The sequence below is a fragment of the Pseudomonas sp. DE0010 genome, assembly GCF_007680745.1.
GTDB lineage: Bacteria > Pseudomonadota > Gammaproteobacteria > Pseudomonadales > Pseudomonadaceae > Aquipseudomonas > Aquipseudomonas parafulva_B.
Window position 1 is genome coordinate 13,592 of the sequence record NZ_VEJQ01000031.1, and the last position, 17,360, is coordinate 30,951.

Here is a 17,360-nt window from a genome sequence, read left to right on the forward strand (position 1 = left end):
AGGGCCTGCACCACGGGCAGGCCGGTGACGCTGAAATATGAGCGCACTGTAGCGAGGTGGCAAAGAGTAAGGAAATATCCTTAGACAATCCACCTCATAGCCATCGTCTATGCGCGTCTTTGCGTTGGCAGGGTCCGATCATTGGCTTTTGTTACCACCGGTTTCACCCAGATGGCGCAGCTTCCGCATCCCCCCGAAACTCGGTAATGTCTGCCAACCACCTTTTCTGCGGAGTGATACATGCAAGCCCCCGTTCTTTCCGGGCCGCAGTACCTGCGCGAAGGCCTGAAGCTGATCCTGAGCCCTGGCCTGCGCTTGTTCGTGCTGCTGCCGCTGACCATCAACCTGCTGCTGTTCGGTGGCCTCATCTATTTTGCCGGCCACCAGTTCAGCCAGTGGCTGGACGCGCTGGTGCCCACACTGCCAAGCTGGCTCAGCTTTCTGACCTATATCCTCTGGCCCCTGTTCGTGGTGTTGCTGGTGCTGATGGTGTTCTTCACCTTTACCCTGGTGGCCAACATCATCGCCGCGCCGTTCAATGGCTTTCTGGCTGAGAAGGTGGAAGTGGTGGTACGCGGCGACGATCACTTCCCGGCCTTCAGCTGGGCCGAGCTGCTGGCGATGATCCCCCGCACACTGGGCCGCGAAATGCGCAAGCTCGGCTACTTCCTGCCGCGCGCCACCGGCTTGTTCATCCTGTCGCTGATCCCGGTGGTCAACGTGATCGCCGCGCCGCTTTGGCTGATTTTCGGCGTGTGGATGATGGCCATCCAATACATCGACTACCCGGCCGACAACAACAAGATGAGCTGGCAGGACATGCTCGCCTGGCTGCGGGAGAAGCGCTGGCAGTCCCTGGGCTTTGGCGGGGTGACCTACCTGGCGTTGCTGATCCCGGGGGTGAACGTGGTGATGATGCCGGCGGCGGTGGCCGGGGCTACTTTGTTCTGGGTGCGCGAGAATGGCAATGCTCGGACCGTGAACACCCCTGCGCATCGAGCCTGAGCCTGCCCCAGGCGTTACCCTACCTCATCTACAGGAGCAGACCATGAACCGCTTCAGTCCCGCCAAACTCAAGCTGTCGAAATGGACCGCGACGCAGCCGGTGAACCGTGAAAAGCACTTCCTGGTCACCGACCTGGAGCACGACGAAGCGGGCGTGCTGCTGCGTGTGGAACTGCAGGCGGTGCACAGCGGGCGCAGCGAGTGGCTGGATTGGCGGGTGCTGCGCGACGCCCAGGTATGGGCGATGGGCTGGCGATGAGCGAGTGACTGACCGAACCGGCCGCGTGCCCGTCAGGCAGCGGCCGATCTTAGGCGCGTCCAACGGGAGCGCCGCCGCGTCGCCTCACCATGGAACACAACCGGCCTGCACAACTGCCCGGCATCACTGCCCCAGGCGGCTGGAAAACTGCCCCACCACATCCACCACCCGCCTGGCCCCTTCCTGGATTTCCTCGATCACGTTTCCGGTCTGGTCCGCCAGCGCGCGGCCTTCTTCGGCCTGGCGCTTGCTGGTGTCGATGATCGACACTGCAGCCTGGGCCAACTGCTCGTTTTGCTGTACCACACGGGCTATTTCCTCGGTAGCCGTGCTGGTGCGCGAGGCCAACTGACGCACCTCATCGGCCACCACCGCAAAGCCCCGCCCCTGCTCGCCAGCACGGGCGGCTTCGATGGCGGCGTTGAGCGCCAGCAAGTTGGTCTGCCCGGCGATATCGCTGATGGTCTTGATGATCGAACCGATGACCCGCGACTGGGTGTCCAGCGCCTGGATGCCCTCGGCAGCCTGAAGCATCGAGGCTTCGAGCCCACGCATGACGCTGACGCTCTGCCCGACCACCTCTGTGGCCCGACGGGCGCTAGTGTCCGTTTCCCGGGAGGTGTTGTAGGCAACGTCCGCCGCCTGGGCCACCGCTTGTTCCTGGTTCACCTGATCGGTGATGACCGTGGCGAACTTGACCACTTTGTACAGCTCATCGTGGGCGTTGAAGATCGGGTTGTAGGAAGCTTCCAGCCAGATCACCCGGCCATGGGCATCGATCCGACGGAAGCGTTCGGCAATGTACTCACCGCGGCGAAGCTTGTCCCAGAATGCCTGGTAGGCGGGTGAGTTGACCTCGGCAGGTTCGCAGAACATGCGGTGGTGCTTGCCACGGATCTGATCCAGCCGGTACCCCACTGCCGACAGGAAGCGCTCGTTGGCGGTCAGGATCATGCCATCGAGGTCGAACTCGATAACCGCCGTCGAGCGCATCAGCGCCTTGATCAGGCTCTCGTGCTCGCGGGAGGTGACGATGGTACGGGTCAGGTCGCTCGAATGCAGGGTGAAATACTTGATGCGCCCGTCGCTACCCTTCACAGGTTGCAGGATCGAACGTAGCCAGGCTTCCTGGCCGTCCCCGCGCAGCAGGCGAAACGCGCCATTGAAATGCTCGCCCCGGCTGATGGCATTTTTCATGCGCTGGTGGAAATCCAGTGACTTGACGTGGGCAGGCACGATGTCGTCGATGTTGCGCCCATGCAATTGGTCGGCCCGATACAGCATCTCGGTCTCGAAATTGCCATTGACCAGTTCGATCCGACCGGCAGGGTCGAGTTGCAGCACCAGCATCTCGCTGTCCAGACTGCTCTTGATCTGGTCGATGATCATCAGTTCTTCACGCAACTGCCGGATTTCTTGCTTGAGCTTGTTGTTGAAGATCACCGCTCTCCTGGAGCGTGGGGGCGAATGCAACTGCATCGGCGGGCAACTGCGCCTCTTGAGTGCAGCCTTGATGAATATTCGTGCGCGTTACAGGCGTCATGCCCCCCTGCATCATGCCGACGTCACTTCGCCGTCATGCCCCCGCAATGCAGCAGGTGGATAGTCTGTTCATGAATACACCTGCTCTGCACATCTGCCTCGTCAGCGATACCTTCGCCCCGCACGTCAACGGCGTGGCCTGCACACTGTTGAACCTGAGCGAAGGGCTGCGCCTGCGTGGCCATCACGTCAGGATCGTGCGCCCCCGACAGCCAGGAGAGCAGGCTTCGGGGCACAACCCTGGCGTGCGACTGTGGCGCGACTGGCCGCTGCCCGGCTATTCGGGTTTGCAACGGGACAAGGTCTCCCTGCGCACGCTGGCAAGGCACTGGCGCCGGCAACGGCCTGACGTCATTTATATCGCCACTGAAGGCCCCCTGGGGCTGAGCGCATTACGCACTGCTCGGCGATTAGGGATCGCCGTTGTTAGCGGATTGCATACCCACGTTGCGCACCTTTCGGGGCAACACGGCATGGGCGTAGTGGGACGCCTGCTAAGCCTTTACCTGCGCTGGTTTCATCGCCGGGCCGTCTTGACGCTCGTGCCCAGCTTGAGCCAACGGCGTTGGCTGGAGCGCCGCGGCTTCGAGCGGCTGGTGCACATGCCGCACGGTGTGGACGCGGAGCTGTTCAACCCGGCCCGTCGCAGCCAGGCGCTGCGCGAACACTGGGGTCTGGGCCACGATGATATCGCCGTCCTGCATGTGGGACGGTTGGCACCGGAGAAAAACCTGGGGCTTTTGCAAAGCTGTTTCGAGGCTTTGCAACGGGCTTTGCCACAGCGAAGGGTACGCCTGATTCTGGTGGGGGACGGGCCACTGGGTGGGGAGCTGAAGCAGGTGCCCGGGGCTGTGCTATGCGGCGTCCAGCGAGGCGAACAGCTGGCCGAGCACTATGCCAGCAGTGACCTGTTTCTGTTTCCCAGCCTGATCGAGACATTTGGCCGTGTGGTGCTCGAAGCCATGGCGTCAGGGTTGGCGGTGGTCGCTTATGACCAGGCAACGGCTGCGCAGCACATCGGCCATGGCCACAATGGGGCGCTGGCCATGCCAGGGGATGCGGCAGCCTTCATCGATGCCGCTTGCTGGCTGTTGCAAGACAGCGAGACCCTGCGGCGGGTGAGGCTCAACGCTCGGCAGCATGCCAGCCATCAGGGGTGGTCGAAAATCGTCGACCAGTTCGAAGCGCACCTGCTCAGCGCTTCACAGAGCGTTCATGCGCGCCAAGCGACCTCGATGCAGCCCATGCCGCCGCTGTGAAGCCACTGCAGCGGCCAAGGCGAACACCCGGTACGTGATCAGCCCAGAGCTTTCTCGATGGCCTGGACCACCGCAGGATCATCCGGCGCCGTGCGCGGGGAGAAGCGCGCCAACACCCGCCCGTCCTTGCCCACCAGGAATTTCTCGAAATTCCAGGTAATGTCCCCGGGAAACTCCGCGCCCTCGCCCGCCAGAAGGCGATACATCGAATGGCGCTGGGGCCCGTTCACCTCGAGCTTGGCGCCGAGCGGAAAGCTCACGCCGTAGTTCATGCTGCAGAATTCCTGGATTTGCGCTTCGCTCCCCGGCTCCTGTCCTGCGAACTGATTGCAGGGCAGGCCAAGGACCGTGAAGCCTTTGTCCTTGTACATCTGGTAGAGCTGCTCAAGCGCCGCGTACTGAGGTGTCAGGCCGCACTTGGAGGCCACGTTGACCACCAGCACTACCTGCCCCTTGTACGGTTTCAAGGACAGATCGCCACCGTCAAGCGCGTTCAACTTCAGGTCGTGAAATGCACTCATGCTGTAATCCCCTTTTCAGGTCGCCGACGGCACCTGGGCAAATTGCGCCCACTAAAAAGGCGTTCGTTCAAGCCGTCGCCTTCCTTGGGAAGGCAGGGCGGCTTGCCCGAACGCCTGGCGACTTTCTGAGCTTAGCGCAGAAAGATCAGTGGTGATGGCCACCTTCACCGTGGATGTGACGGTGAGCGATTTCTTCTTCGCTGGCGTCACGTACGTCAACGACCTTGACCTGGAAGTTCAGGCGCTGGCCGGCCAGTGGGTGGTTGCCGTCGACGGTCACGTCGTCGCCGTCCACGTCACGGATGGTGACGATCTGCATCTGGCCATCGGGGGCCGAGGCGTGGAACTGCATGCCCACTTCCAGCTCGTCGACGCCTTCGAACAGGCTGCGGTTCAGGGTGCTGACCAGCTCGGCCAGGTATTCGCCGTAGGCCTCTTCAGGCTCGATGGAAACGGTCAGCTCGTCGCCGGCCTGTTTGCCTTCCAGGGCTTTTTCCAGGCCTGGGATGATGTTGCCGGCACCTTGCAGGTAAACCAGCGGCGCGCCACCGGCGGAGCTGTCGATGGTCTCCCCGGCGTCGTTAGTCAGGGTATAGTCGATGGAGACAGCCTTGTTGGCGGCGATCAGCATGGGGCAAGACCTTTTGCAAAAGAATGTAGAACGCACAAGTGTAACCAAGCCATCGCCCGATTGCGAACCTCGCCTGGATCCGCCCATGCCCATCAGTCGGATCATCGCTTTTTCCCAGGATGCCGAAGGCCACTGGTTCGCCCAGTTGAGCTGTGGCCACACCCAGCACCTGCGCCACCTGCCGCCCTGGCAGATGCGCCCATGGGTGCTCGACCCCGAACAGCGTGCGCAGCGCATTGGCCGGGCGTTCCCGTGCGGCTGGTGCGCACAGGGTGCCGATAGCGCTACCCTTGATCGCTGATCCCTTGCACCGCTTATTTCGAGAAGCACGCATGCAGACTTTTTTCATCGCACCAACCGACTTTGGCGTCGGCCTTACGTCCATCAGCCTGGGCCTTGTGCGCACACTGGAGCGCGCCGGCCTGAAAGTGGGCTTCTTCAAGCCTGTTGCCCAGCCCCACCCGGGCGACACCGGCCCGGAGCGCTCCACCGAGCTGATCGCTCGTACCCACGGCATCATGCCGCCGACGCCGCTGAGCCTGGCCCAGGTCGAACGGATGCTGGGCGATGGCCAACTGGACGAGTTGCTCGAGTCGATCGTTCGCCTGTACCAGCAGGCTTGTGTCGGCAACGACGTGGTAGTGGTCGAGGGCATGGTCCCTACCCGTCACGCCAGCTACGCAGCACGCGTGAACCTGCACCTTGCCAAGAGCCTGGATGCCGAAGTGATCCTGGTATCGGCCGCCGAACAGGAAGTGCTCAGTGAACTGTCCGGCAGGGTCGAGCTGCAGGCCCAGCTGTTCGGAGGCCCGCGCGACCCCAAGGTGCTGGGTGTGATCCTGAACAAGGTGCGCACCGACCAGAGCATGGAGCAATTCTCGACGCGTCTGCGTGAGCACTCGCCGCTGCTGCGCGGCGATGACTTCCGCCTGATCGGCTGCATTCCCTATCAGCCGGAACTCAATGCCCCGCGCACGCGGGATGTGGCAGAGCTGCTCGGGGCCCAGGTGCTCAATGCCGGTGACTTTGAGCAGCGCCGCATGACAAAGATCATCATCTGCGCCCGCACGGTGGCCAATACCGTGCCGCTGCTGACATCTGGAACGTTGGTGGTGACGCCCGGCGATCGCGACGACATCATCCTCGCCGTGAGCCTGGCAGCGATCAACGGCGTGCCGTTGGCAGGCCTGCTGCTGACCAGCGACAGCAAGCCCGATGCGCGCATCCTGGGGCTATGCCGCGGGGCGCTGCAGGCAGGGTTGCCGATCCTGTCGGTCAGCACAGGGTCATATGACACCGCCAACCAGCTCAATGCCCTGAACAGGGAAATCCCGGTCGATGACCGCGAGCGCGCCGAGTTCATCACCGACTTCGTGGCCAGCCACCTCGACGGCGCCTGGTTGAGCCAGCGCTGCGGCGCTCCGCGCGAGATGCGCCTGTCACCTGCGGTGTTTCGCTATCAACTGATCCAACGCGCGCAGCAGGCCAACAAACGTATCGTCCTGCCCGAAGGGGCCGAGCCGCTGCTGGTGCAGGCGGCGGCCATCTGCCAGGCACGCGGCATTGCCCGCTGCGTGCTGCTCGCCAAGCCTGAAGCGGTCGATGCCGTGGCCCGGGCCCAGGGCATCACCCTGCCCGAAGGGCTGGAGGTGTTGGACCCGGACCTGATCCGCGAGCGCTATGTCGAGCCCATGGTGGCGCTGCGCAAGAGCAAGAACCTCAACGCACCGATGGCCGAACAACAGCTTGAAGACCCGGTGGTCATCGGCACCATGATGCTGGCCCTGGGTGAAGTCGATGGCCTGGTCTCGGGTCTGGTGCATTCGACGGCCAATACCATCCGTCCTGCATTGCAGCTGATCAAGACCGCACCGGGCGCCAGCCTGGTCTCTTCGGTCTTCTTCATGCTGTTTCCGGACCAGGTGCTGGTCTACGGCGACTGCGTGATGAACCCCCACCCCAATGCCGCCGAACTCGCCGAGATCGCGCGCCAGAGTGCTGCATCTGCACATACCTTCGGCATCACGCCACGGGTCGCGATGATCAGTTATTCAAGCGATTCGGCAAGCGACGAGGAGGTGGGAAAAGTGCGCGAGGCCACACGCATGGCCAGGGAGGGCGCCGAGCAGCTGTTGATCGATGGGCCGCTGCAATACGATGCGGCTGTGAACCCTGCCGTTGCACGCGACCTGGCGCCGGGCAGTCAGGTGGCCGGTCGCGCCACGGTGTTCGTGTTCCCGGACCTGAACACCGGCAATACCACACACAAGGCCGTGCAGCGCAGTACCGACGGCGTGAGCCTGGGGCCCATGCTGCAGGGGCTGCGCAAACCGGTGAACGATCTACCGCGCGGGGCGCAGGTCGACGACATTGTGCACACCATTGCCCTGACCGCCATTCAGGCAAGCGAAGTGCGTTGAATACGGGGGCCATCGAGTGGCCCCATCTCTGGGTCAGGGATACTGCTGAACCTGGCCCTGCTGCTGGTCGTACTGCTGGCCAGGGATCGGCTTGAGGTTCACTTCAACGCGGCGGTTCTGCGCGCGGCCATTGGCATCGGCATTGCTGGCGATCGGTTGATCCGGGCCCATGCCGCGCACGGTGACCCGCGAGGCGTCCACACCCTGGGAAGTCAGGTAGCTGCTGACGGCCTGGGCACGACGCTGGGACAGGTCCATGTTGTGCTGGCGGCTACCGGTGCTGTCAGTGAAACCCACCACTTCGATGTTGTTCTGGTTGAACTGCTTGAACGAGCCAGCCAGGTTGTTCAGCGGCGCGTAGAAGCTTGGCGAGATGTTGGCCGAATCGGTGGCGAAGGTGATGTTGCCGGGCATGATCAGTTTGATCTGGTCGCCCTGGCGCTGAACCTCGACACCGGTGTTGGCCATCTTCGCGCGCAGTTCGGCTTCCTGCTTGTCGGCGTAGTAGCCGTAGCCGGCCGCCGCTGCGCCAATGGCCGCAGCGCCGATCAGTGCGCCCTTGCCACGGTGATTGTGATCGATCGCGGCGCCGGCCACGGCACCGGCCAGGGCACCCAGGCCACCGTACTTGGCGGTCTTGCTCATGCCGCCGGCCTCTTGCCCCTGGTTCTCATAGGGGTTTTGCCCCGCACAGCCGGTCATCAGGGCAGCAGTGGTTGCGACGATAATCAGGCGACGCATGGTGAACATGGGCAAGCTCCTCGTGTTGGTCATGTATGCCGTAGGTCTGGAACGGCTCTATGTCAGGCTTGGAGTGTCTTGCCGGGTGAAAATTCCGCGCCCCCTGCGCATTTCTGCACCGCCCTGTTCACCCCTCAGGGCAAATACAACCGGAACAGGCCGCCCCCGAGCGCGCCCCCGTTGGAGATGTCGATGCGGCCCTGCACGCCGCCGCTTTCATGCAAGGCCGCAATGCGCGCAGCGAAATACAAGCCAAGGCCCGTGCTGCCACTGGTGGAGTCGATGCCCTGGATGTATTCCTGTTGCCGTTCGATCATGCGCGCCGGGTAGCCAGGCCCGTCATCGTTGATGCAGATGACCAGCTGGTTGTCGGCCTCTTCGATGGTGATCAACAGGGCCTTTTCGGCGAACCGCGTGGCATTGGTGATGACGTTGGTCACCACCGATGCCACCAGCTCGCGATCGAAAAAGCCCAGGGGATTATCGGTATCGATGCGCCAGTTCGCCTCGATGGCATTGTGCTGCAAGACTTCTTCGTGGGCTGCCAACTGCGCCTCGATGAAGTCGTCGAGTTCATGGTAGTCCGGGCATACTGGCAGTTGATTCACACCGAGCTTGTACAAGCCCAGCAACTGCACCAGCATGCCATTGAGGTGCCGGAACTCATGCTCCATCACCCCCTGTTCCGCGCCACCGCGCAGCTCTTCGGGCAAGCGCTGGACCCACTGGCCGTGGGACTGGATCAGTGCCGAGAGCGAATTCTTCAGGTCGTGCACGGTGGAGGCGATCACCGTGGAAAAATCCAGCCCCTGATTATCAAGATTCATGCGCCGAACACCCGGGTATGCAGTTTGCGGTAGCGGTCATAGCGGTTATCGCTGGCGGGGATACCGGCCACGCTGGTCAAGGCGTCGCGGCATTCCTGCATGATCGCAGGCTGAGGATTCTCTCCGCCAATGCGCAGCAGCGCCTGGGCGGTATTGAGGGCGATACTGATGTTCCTGGGCTGCAGGCCCAACGCTTTACGGAACAGCTGCAACGCCTCGCCGAGCTGACCTCCCTGGTAACTGCGCACGCCCTGACGATTGAGCGTAACGGCTTCGGTGATGGCGTTCAGCACGCTGGGGTCATCCGTCAGCTGGCCTACTCTTTCCATGACCTTGGGGTCGTCGCCATAACTCTCCACACAACTTCTGAGCACGCCGATGGCCGCGGCATCCTGCCCCGACACCTGCAATTGCCGGGCAACGGTCAGGGCCGCATCGACCGAGAAGAACTGGTTCATCTTTTCCAGGCGCTGGACGGCCTGGTCGGTCAGCTTGGCCGCGGTCTCCGGATCGCCGGCCTGCTGCAGGCTGGCGGCTTTCATCATGCGGGCACGCACCTGAAGGCCTTGGTCTTCCAGGTTTTCCTTGGCCACTTCGCTGAGCGTGGTGTTGATCTCGACCCGGGTGCGAGCGTCCAGACCGAAGCCTGCATTACGGCTCATCAAGGCCTGCACCAGGCCCAGGTTGTTCTCGGCATCCTTGTAGCGTGAGCTCTGCCCCTGATTCACGGCGTGCCGGAACGCCTTGGACGCGCTGTCGAAGTCTTCGTTGGCCAACGCCAGCTTGCCCAGCTTCGATTGGCGCCGAACCGATAACGGCGAAAGCCGCACGGCCTCCTCCAATAGCCCTTGGGCGCGCTTGGTTTCGCCTTGCGCCTCCAGCACATCGGCCATGCCGTCGTAGAGACTGGGCATGATCGGGAAGGCCTTGAGCGCCTGCTCGTAGACGGCCTGGGCCTGGGCATGCTGGCCGCGCTTGTGCATCAGGCTGCCCAATGCCGCATAGACCCAGGGCTGCGGGCGGCTGGCGAGAATGGCCTTGAGAAACTTCTCGAGCTCTTCGAAGCGGTTGAGGTTGCGCAGCGCATCGGCCCGGTAGCGTAGGCACAGCGGCGCCAGACGCGGGTCGCGCTTGCACAGCTCGGCACAGGCTGCCAGCACTTCGCCTGGGCGATTGCGGTCCAGTGCCTGGAGGATCGGTTTCAACAGCGCTTTGCGCTGGTAGAGCTTTTCCACTCGCTGGGCAAGGCCTACCCGGTTGAAGGGCTTGGTCAGGTAGGCGTCGGGCTCGTGCTCGATGGCGCTGAGCACAATAGCCTGGCTGCTTTCGGCAGTGACCATGATGAACACGCATTCGTGGCTGATGTGCTTGTCGATGATCAGGTCTTCGAGCACCTGCTGGCCGTTTTTCTTGCCATCGCCCAGGTGAAAGTCTTGCAGGATGCAGTCATAACGCTTTTGGGCGCACATGCGCAGCGCCTGCTCGCCACTGTCGGCGGTGTCCACGTCGCGAACGCCCAGCTCACGCAGCATGGAGCGGGTCGACGTGCGAAAGTCGGTGAAGTCGTCAACGATCAGAAAACTCTTTTGCCCGAACTGCAGCATCAACACGACCTGCCCTGGAAGAAATGGAAAGATGGCACGAGGCGAACCACCGAACGCTGTATCGGCAGGCGGTCGGAAAAGATAAGCGTGGCGTACGTGCCACTTCGAAGGTGGCATCAGGCCAGCATTTTAACTACCCACCGCACCCCCTGCCAGTGTCACTCCAGCAAGCCAAGTGCCTTGGCCTTGGCTACGGCCTGGGTGCGGCGCTCGACCCCCAGCTTGCTGTTGATGTGGCTGGCGTGCGTCTTGACCGTGTGCAGCGAGATGAACAGCCGCTCGCTGATCTGCTGGTTCGACCAGCCCTGGGCGATCAGCTCCAGCACAGCCCGTTCGCGGCTACTGAGTGCATCAGCACTGGCGGTGGTGCATGGCAAGCCGGGCAACCGCTCAAGCAGCTGGGCCCGAACCGAACTGTTGTCGCTGCTCTGGACCTGCTCGCGCAGCCACTGCGGGTAGCGTTGCAGCAGCTCCTGGAACGGCTGCAGAACACCGCCACTGGCCGCCTGCAGCAGCGCCGGCAGCAACCGTGCCGCCTGTGCCTGATGCCCCTGGTCAAGGTGCAAGGCGATCAACGGGCACAAGGCGCTGACTGTCAGCATCATGCCCCCACAGCCCTGGCCGCGCTCGGCAAGCTGTTCAAGGTTGCGTGCCGCCTGCACCTCACGCCCCTGAATGCGGTCAAGTGCGGCTTGCTGCAACGCGACATGGCAGGGCAACAACGGGTGGAATTCGGGCGCCAGGGCCGCCTGCGCGCCGCCGTAAGTCTGCCCCAGGCGCGACAGCCAGGATTCGGCAAGGTCCATGCGCCCTTGCGCGAGCCAGAGTTCGCATTTGACCAAGGTGATCATCGCCAGGTAGTACACAGGTGGCACGTCCCAGATGTGCATCAGGCGTTCGGCTTCGGCGAGTTCAGTGAACGCTTCGGCGAAGCGCCCTTCCCGTCCGTCGAGCATGGCAATCACGCAATGACCGATGAGCACACTGATGTCACGGCAAGCACGTGCCTCGCCCAGGCCACCACGCAGCCGAGCAAGCCCCTGCTCCGGGCACAGGCGCGCGACCAGCAGATAGCCTTCGTACAAGGTCAGCCGCGCCCGGATCGCATACAACCGCTGTGTGGACAACCCGTGCAAACGCTGTAGCCCTTCACGCACTTCGCCCAGTGCACGCACGACCTCGCCTCGGGCGTGCAATACCCGGGCCCTGTCGTAGTGAGCCAGGGCCTCGAACAGTGGGTTGCCGACGCGCTGCGCCAGCTCCAGCGCTTCCCGGTTCCAGCCCCGCGCACGCCAGAAGTCGCCCTCGGCGATTGCCAGGTTCGACAATGTCGACAGGCACACCAGGCGCTGGCCATACCGTTTGCAGGGCAGGCTCTGCAGTGCTTCGGTGCAGCAGGTCAGGGTGCGTTCACGATCGCCCCGGCCCCTGGCGATCACGCCGCTCAGTGCCAGCCACTGGGCGAGCATGGACTTCTGGGCAGTGGCAGAAGGCGCCGGCAGAAAGCGCCCCAGATGGCTTGCCAGTTCCTCGGCAGCGTCGAGCTGACACGCCAGGCCAAGGGCCCAGCTGTACAACACGATCAGGCGCGGTGTGCTGACCAACAGGCTGTCGGGCAGGTCCATTTTCCAACGCAGCAGCATCGCGACGTTCTGCTCGGCCAGTAGTTGCTCTTCGGACAAGCTTTGCACGAGATCGGCCGCCGCGTTCAGGTCGCCCCCGCGCAACGCCTGCTCCACCGCCTCGTCCAGCAAGCCCTGGGACTGGAACCAGCAAGAGGCGCGCAGGTGCCGCTCGGTCAAAGGCTCGCGTGCCTGGCGGCTGCGAAGCAGGTCGGAGAACAGATGGTGGTAGCGAAACCACCGGCCGTGCTCATCCAGTGGCACCAGAAATACCTGGTGCGATTGTAGAAAATCCAGGATGGCGCTGCTGTCCTGTTGCAGCCGTACCGCGTCGCACAGGGGCGCGCAGAAGCGTTCCAGGCAGGCCGTCTCGTCGAGAAAGCGCTGCACAGGCGCCGGCAGTATGTCGATCACCTCTTCGAGCAGGTAATCGCGGATCAGGCCTTCGCCACCGTGCAACGCCTGGGGCAGAACGTGTTCATCGCTGGACTCGCTGGCGGCCAGCTGCCAGAAACGCAGCCCGGCCACCCAGCCATCGCTGCGCTGGATGAGGTTGTCCAGCGCCTGGCCACGCAGCCCAGTGGGCCTGCGCCCCAGCACCGCCAGCGACTCTTCGGCGGTCAGGCGCAGGTCCTGCTCGCTCAGCTCGGCCAATTGCCGGGACAGGCGAAGGCGTGCCAGGTGCCAGTCCGGGCGCTGACGGCTGGTCACCAGCAGCACGAGGCCTGCGGGCAAGTGATTGAGGAAGAATTGCAGGCAGTGGTCCAGGACGGGACCTTGGGCAAGGTGGTAGTCGTCCAGCACCACCAGCAAGGGCGACTCGCTGCGCAAGTGCAGCGCCAACGCGTCGAGCACCGTGCCAAGCCACGGCTCGAAAGCAAACGGCTGGTGGCGCTGGCGCATCTTCAACAACCCCATCGCCTGCTCTCCCATGGCTGGGCAGTGCTGCTGCAACCCGTCGAGCAGGCGCTCGAGAAAGCGCCCGGGATCGGCGTCTCGCTGGCTCAAGCCCAACCACAATGTGCGCCAATGGGCAGGCAGCGTCTCGCAGAACTCGATGGCCAGCGAACTCTTGCCGAAACCCGCTGGCGCACTGATCAGCAGCAACCGCCCGCCTAGCCCCGCCTGCAGGCGCTGGCACAGGCGCTGACGCGGGACATGGCCATCGGGCAAGGGCGGTCGAAAGAAGTGCTCGTCCATCAGGCCCACGGCCTGGCTGGTGCATCCATGCGTACGGGACAGATCTGTCATGGCCGGCTCGTTCTGGGTGGACAAATACGGCGTAGGGGTGGTTGCGAGACTAGCGGTTAACGCCTTCCATTTGAAGTTGGCCGGGAGACTGCGCCGGAAAAAGACTACGACAAAAAGCAACAGTACCGATCGACGCAGGCTGGAACGGGGGTTTTGGCGGGGTATTCAGACGGTTTATCGCGATGGTCTGGCGCTTCTGCCGGGGGCTGGCACCCCCTGCATTGGCGCGATGGGGCCACCGAGGGTGGCCCTGTCACTTACTTCTTCGGTATCAGCGGATGCCTGACTGACGCAGGGCCGCAGGCTGGAAGTCGGCCTTGCTGGCAGTGAAGTTGAAGTTGTAGGCACGCTTTTCTTCGTTCTTCATGCCCAGGGCCAGGTAGCGCCCCGATTGCAGGTCATAGATGGCTTCCAGGGTGATCCACGGTACCTCGACGTTGTAGTACGGCTGCGCATGGGCTTCAGACACACGCCACAGTTGGTTGCGCCCGTCATACTGGTCGATCACGGCGGCTTGCCAGGTGTCCTCGTCGATGTAGAAGTCACGCTTGGCATAGATGTGTCGCTGGCCGGGCTTGAGCGTGGCCACCACATGCCAGACGCGGCGCAGCTCGTAGCGGGCCAGGTCCTGGTTGATGTGCCCTGCCTTGATGATGTCGGCGTACTTGAGCTTCGGGTCGTCGAGCTTGAAGGCGTTGGAGGCGATGTACAGTTCCTTCTTGCCTTCGAGCTTCCAGTCATAGCGGTCCGGGGCGCCGTTGAACATGTCGAGGTTATCGGAGGTTCGCAGGCCGTCTGCAGCGGTCCCCGGGCCGTCGTACGACACCTGCGGCGCCTGGCGCACGCGGCGTTGACCGGCGTTGTAGATCCACGCCTTGCGCGGTTCCTTGACCTGGTCGAGAGTCTCGTGAACCAGCAGCACGGTGCCTGCAAGGCGAGCTGGCGCAGTCACTTCCTGCTTGAAGTAGAACAGGATGTTCCCTGGATTGTTGGGGTCGTAGTCTTTCATCCGATCACGGAACACGAATTGATCGGAGAACGATACGGGGTTGAATGATCCATTCTGCTGCGGGGTCGCCTGGATGACCTGGCGGCTCACGCTGCCGCCACGGTAGCGAGTGATGTGGTTCCAGATCACTTCCAGACCGTTCTGCGGGATGGGGAACGGCACCGCCGTGCGGAAGTTGTTCAGGCCGTTCCCCCCCTCCACCAGGGTGGCCTGAGTGGCGTTTTCCTTGATTGCAGCGAACACCTCGGCCGGTACCGTGGCCCCACGGTGCGTCTTGTAGACGGGAAGCTTATAGGTGTCCGGGTAGCGCTTGAGCATGGCCATCTGGCCTGGGGACAGCTTGTCCTTGTACTGCTCGGCGTTCTGCGCGGTGATGGTGAACAGCGGTTTCTCGGTACCGTAGGGGTCGGCGAGGAAACCTTTGCCATCGACGCTGCCGGCCGTCTTCGAGAGCGGCTGCCATGGCCCGATGGAGCCATCGGCATTACCGGCCTTTTCCGCGCCCATGGGGGTCAGGGTGGCACCCAACTTGGCCGCTTCGCCGGCCGGTACTGCCGCCATCACGCTGGTTGCCAGCAGGGACAGGCCCAGCACACCGGCTTGCAGCAGACTTCTGGTGTTGTTCATGTCGTGTCGTCCTGGATCCGTATGCTTAGAAGTTCACGCCGAAGCTGAGGGCGAGGAAGTCGCGGTCATCCACGGTGCTGTACTTGCCGTCGAAGAAATTGGTGTACGACAGGCTGGCGGTGTAGGTGTTCTGGTACTCGGCATCCAGCCCCAGGCTGACCGCCTTGCGTCCCTCCTCGAAGTTGCCGCCAGGGCCTGGCGAGTAACCGGAAACGTCATGGGACCAGGCCACGCTCGGCTTGAGGTTGACGCCTGCGAACACATCGTTGTAGTCCCAGATGACCCGGGCGCGGTAGCCCCACGAAGTGCTGGTGGTATAGCCGTCGTTCTCGCACTTGCGGTTCAGGTTGGCTGTCGAGGCACCGGCGCCTGCGCCACCAATGGTGCTGGTGTTGAGCGCCTGGCAGGTATTGGCCCCACCGGTGGCGGGCAACGGGCCGGGGCCGAACACCGGGTCGCGGCCGTAGCGTGTGTCGTAGGCGCTTTCCAGGCCGCCGACATGGGTCACGCCCACCTCGCCCACCACGGTCATGCGGCTGGCACCCATCACCTGGTCGAAGAAGTGGGTCAGGGTGGTCTGGAACTGGGTGACTTCCTTGCGCCGGTAGCCATGCAGGTCCTGGCCAGGCACGCCATCGAGCAGCGAAGCGTTGCTCAAGGCGCCACCCAGCGGGCGCACACCGGCGAACAGGATGTCGGTGGTGTTGAGCTGCACAGGTGCGTTGGGACGGTAGCTGATTTCACCGCTCCAGGCGGTGCCGGTGGGCAGTGTGGTGGAGAAGCTCAGGCCATACAGGCGGATGTCCTCGGGGTACTCGACGAAGTACTTGGAGTTGCCGGCCACGATCAACGGTGCCAATGCACGCAACTGCGCTGGAAGGGTCGGGATGGCGGCGAAGACCGAAGGCGAGGCGCCGGTTGCGCTGAAGATCGGCGCACGGCTGTGATAGTTCATGAAGTAGGCGCCAAACTCGGTGTCCAGCGGCTCGAACATGTAGCGCATGGCCACGCCGAACTGCCCGCTGTCACGGGCATCACGGTCGCCGCCACGGCGCACCATCACCCCTTCTTCGTTGAGGTTGACGCCGCGGGTGGCCAGGAACTGGCGAGCGGCGGCAGGCACGGTACGGCTGCTGTTGAGCACACGCAGGTTGTCGGTGCAGCCGTCGGCAATGATGTCTGGCTGCGAGAAGAACGTGCCGCAGTTGTCGACGACGGTCTGGTCCCACTCGAGCTGGTAGAAAGCCTCGGCCGACAGGTTGTCGGTCAGGCTCTGGGAGACATAGAACATGTTGACCGGAATCAGGCCTTCCTTGATCTCGGCCCCTGGCCGGCGAAACGCCGACACGTCAATTGGGTTGACGGCATTGATGCCGCTGCCGATGAAGGTGCTCTCGCCCCAGCTGACCACTTGCTTGCCCAGGCGCACCGAGCCTGGCTGATCGCCAATGGAGTAGTTGTGGTAGACGAAGGCGTCGAGCAGCTCGGCACCCGAGGACTTGGCCCCTTCCTTGCGGTTGGAGTCGCTGATGTCCTTGAATTGCCGGCCCTCATCCTTGAGTTCGAAGTCGTACCAGTACTTGCCGCGCACGAAGATGCCGGTATCGCCGTACTTGAGCTCCAGGTCGTGGATGCCCTTGAAGATCTTGGAGAAGGTCTCGCCCTTCTTGAAGTTGAGGTGGCCATCATCGGACGTTTGCGAAAGGCCCTTGCCGCCGTTGTTGACCCCGATCAGGTTGCGGTTGGGACTGGCTGTCGACCAACTGGCGCCGATGGAGAGCGACGAGTCGAACTGGCCTTCGATTTCACCGATGTTGAAACTGACCGCGAAAGCGGGACTGGCAAGGGTGGACGCCAGGCTGACAGCCATGGGCAACCTGGCCCTGCGCCAGAACGGGTTTGCAGATTTCATCGACGCTACTCCATGTTCTTTTTTGTTATGGCAGTGGTGCCTTCAGGAATGGCCCGAACGACCGGTGTGCAAGACAGCGCCTGCTCACCCTCCCCTCCCGAAAAGCCCCTGGCCCCGACTATAGCCACCA

At 63.1% G+C, this 17,360-nt stretch carries 14 protein-coding genes and 1 pseudogene; 5 read left to right on the top strand and 10 right to left on the bottom strand.

Annotation, left to right across the window (positions count from 1 at the left end; genetic code table 11):
- Positions 1-240: 240 nt before the first annotated feature.
- Together cysZ and FS767_RS19525 are read left to right on the top strand one after the other, a co-directional pair.
- The gene (gene cysZ, locus FS767_RS19520; RefSeq protein ID WP_144967548.1) at positions 241-1,005 is read left to right on the top strand and encodes a sulfate transporter CysZ; all 765 of its coding nucleotides are present in this window, start codon (positions 241-243) and stop codon (positions 1,003-1,005) included.
- Positions 1,006-1,048: 43 nt separating this feature from the next.
- A complete protein-coding gene (locus tag FS767_RS19525) occupies positions 1,049-1,264 on the top strand; it encodes a TIGR02450 family Trp-rich protein (protein ID WP_023534670.1) in 216 nt (71 codons plus the stop codon).
- A gap of 123 nt (positions 1,265-1,387) precedes the next feature.
- Here the strand turns inward: FS767_RS19525 and FS767_RS23590 are convergent, their stop codons facing one another.
- The gene (locus FS767_RS23590; protein WP_371921604.1) at positions 1,388-1,933 is read right to left on the bottom strand and encodes a methyl-accepting chemotaxis protein; all 546 of its coding nucleotides are present in this window, start codon (positions 1,931-1,933) and stop codon (positions 1,388-1,390) included.
- Positions 1,928-2,743, bottom strand: a pseudogene (locus FS767_RS23595) (PAS domain-containing protein); the annotation flags it as partial. The gene FS767_RS23590 and the pseudogene FS767_RS23595, both read right to left, overlap by 6 nt.
- 134 nt (positions 2,744-2,877) lie before the next feature.
- On the opposite strand from FS767_RS23595, the gene FS767_RS19535 reads away from it, so the two are divergent.
- Positions 2,878-4,065 (top strand): glycosyltransferase family 1 protein, encoded by a 1,188-nt coding sequence (locus tag FS767_RS19535; protein ID WP_144967550.1) that lies wholly within the window; start codon positions 2,878-2,880, stop codon positions 4,063-4,065.
- A 38-nt stretch (positions 4,066-4,103) separates the two neighbouring features.
- Here FS767_RS19535 and FS767_RS19540 read toward each other — a convergent pair whose 3' ends face one another.
- Positions 4,104-4,586, bottom strand: a complete 483-nt coding sequence (locus FS767_RS19540) for a glutathione peroxidase (protein WP_144967552.1) — start codon at positions 4,584-4,586, stop codon at positions 4,104-4,106.
- A 145-nt stretch (positions 4,587-4,731) separates the two neighbouring features.
- Complete coding sequence (locus FS767_RS19545; protein ID WP_058605858.1) at positions 4,732-5,217, bottom strand: peptidylprolyl isomerase; 486 nt, start codon at positions 5,215-5,217, stop codon at positions 4,732-4,734.
- Between FS767_RS19545 and FS767_RS19550 the strand changes: the two genes are divergently transcribed.
- The gene (locus FS767_RS19550) at positions 5,216-5,518 is read left to right on the top strand and encodes a DUF3565 domain-containing protein (RefSeq protein WP_144967554.1); all 303 of its coding nucleotides are present in this window, start codon (positions 5,216-5,218) and stop codon (positions 5,516-5,518) included. The genes FS767_RS19545 and FS767_RS19550 overlap by 2 nt on opposite strands.
- Positions 5,519-5,549: 31 nt before the next feature.
- Positions 5,550-7,637, top strand: coding sequence for a phosphate acetyltransferase (gene pta, locus FS767_RS19555; RefSeq protein WP_144967556.1), 2,088 nt, complete (start codon positions 5,550-5,552; stop codon positions 7,635-7,637).
- A 33-nt stretch (positions 7,638-7,670) separates the two neighbouring features.
- Here the strand turns inward: pta and FS767_RS19560 are convergent, their stop codons facing one another.
- From FS767_RS19560 to FS767_RS19585, 6 genes are all read right to left on the bottom strand, one after another.
- The gene (locus FS767_RS19560; protein WP_023534691.1) at positions 7,671-8,387 is read right to left on the bottom strand and encodes an OmpA family protein; all 717 of its coding nucleotides are present in this window, start codon (positions 8,385-8,387) and stop codon (positions 7,671-7,673) included.
- Between the two features lie 125 nt (positions 8,388-8,512).
- Positions 8,513-9,205: a sensor histidine kinase KdpD gene (locus tag FS767_RS19565; protein WP_058605860.1), complete on the bottom strand. Its 693-nt coding sequence runs from the start codon at positions 9,203-9,205 to the stop codon at positions 8,513-8,515.
- Entirely contained in the window at positions 9,202-10,809 is a 1,608-nt protein-coding gene (locus FS767_RS19570) for a tetratricopeptide repeat-containing response regulator (RefSeq protein WP_144967558.1), read from the bottom strand. Before FS767_RS19570 ends, FS767_RS19565 begins: the two co-directional genes overlap by 4 nt.
- Before the next feature lie 158 nt (positions 10,810-10,967).
- A complete protein-coding gene (locus FS767_RS19575) occupies positions 10,968-13,682 on the bottom strand; it encodes a LuxR C-terminal-related transcriptional regulator (RefSeq protein WP_144967560.1) in 2,715 nt (904 codons plus the stop codon).
- Positions 13,683-13,953: 271 nt separating this feature from the next.
- Positions 13,954-15,318, bottom strand: a complete 1,365-nt coding sequence (locus FS767_RS19580; RefSeq protein WP_144967562.1) for a DUF1329 domain-containing protein — start codon at positions 15,316-15,318, stop codon at positions 13,954-13,956.
- A gap of 25 nt (positions 15,319-15,343) precedes the next feature.
- A complete protein-coding gene (locus tag FS767_RS19585) occupies positions 15,344-17,230 on the bottom strand; it encodes a DUF1302 domain-containing protein (protein WP_078479098.1) in 1,887 nt (628 codons plus the stop codon).
- Positions 17,231-17,360: the final 130 nt, after the last annotated feature.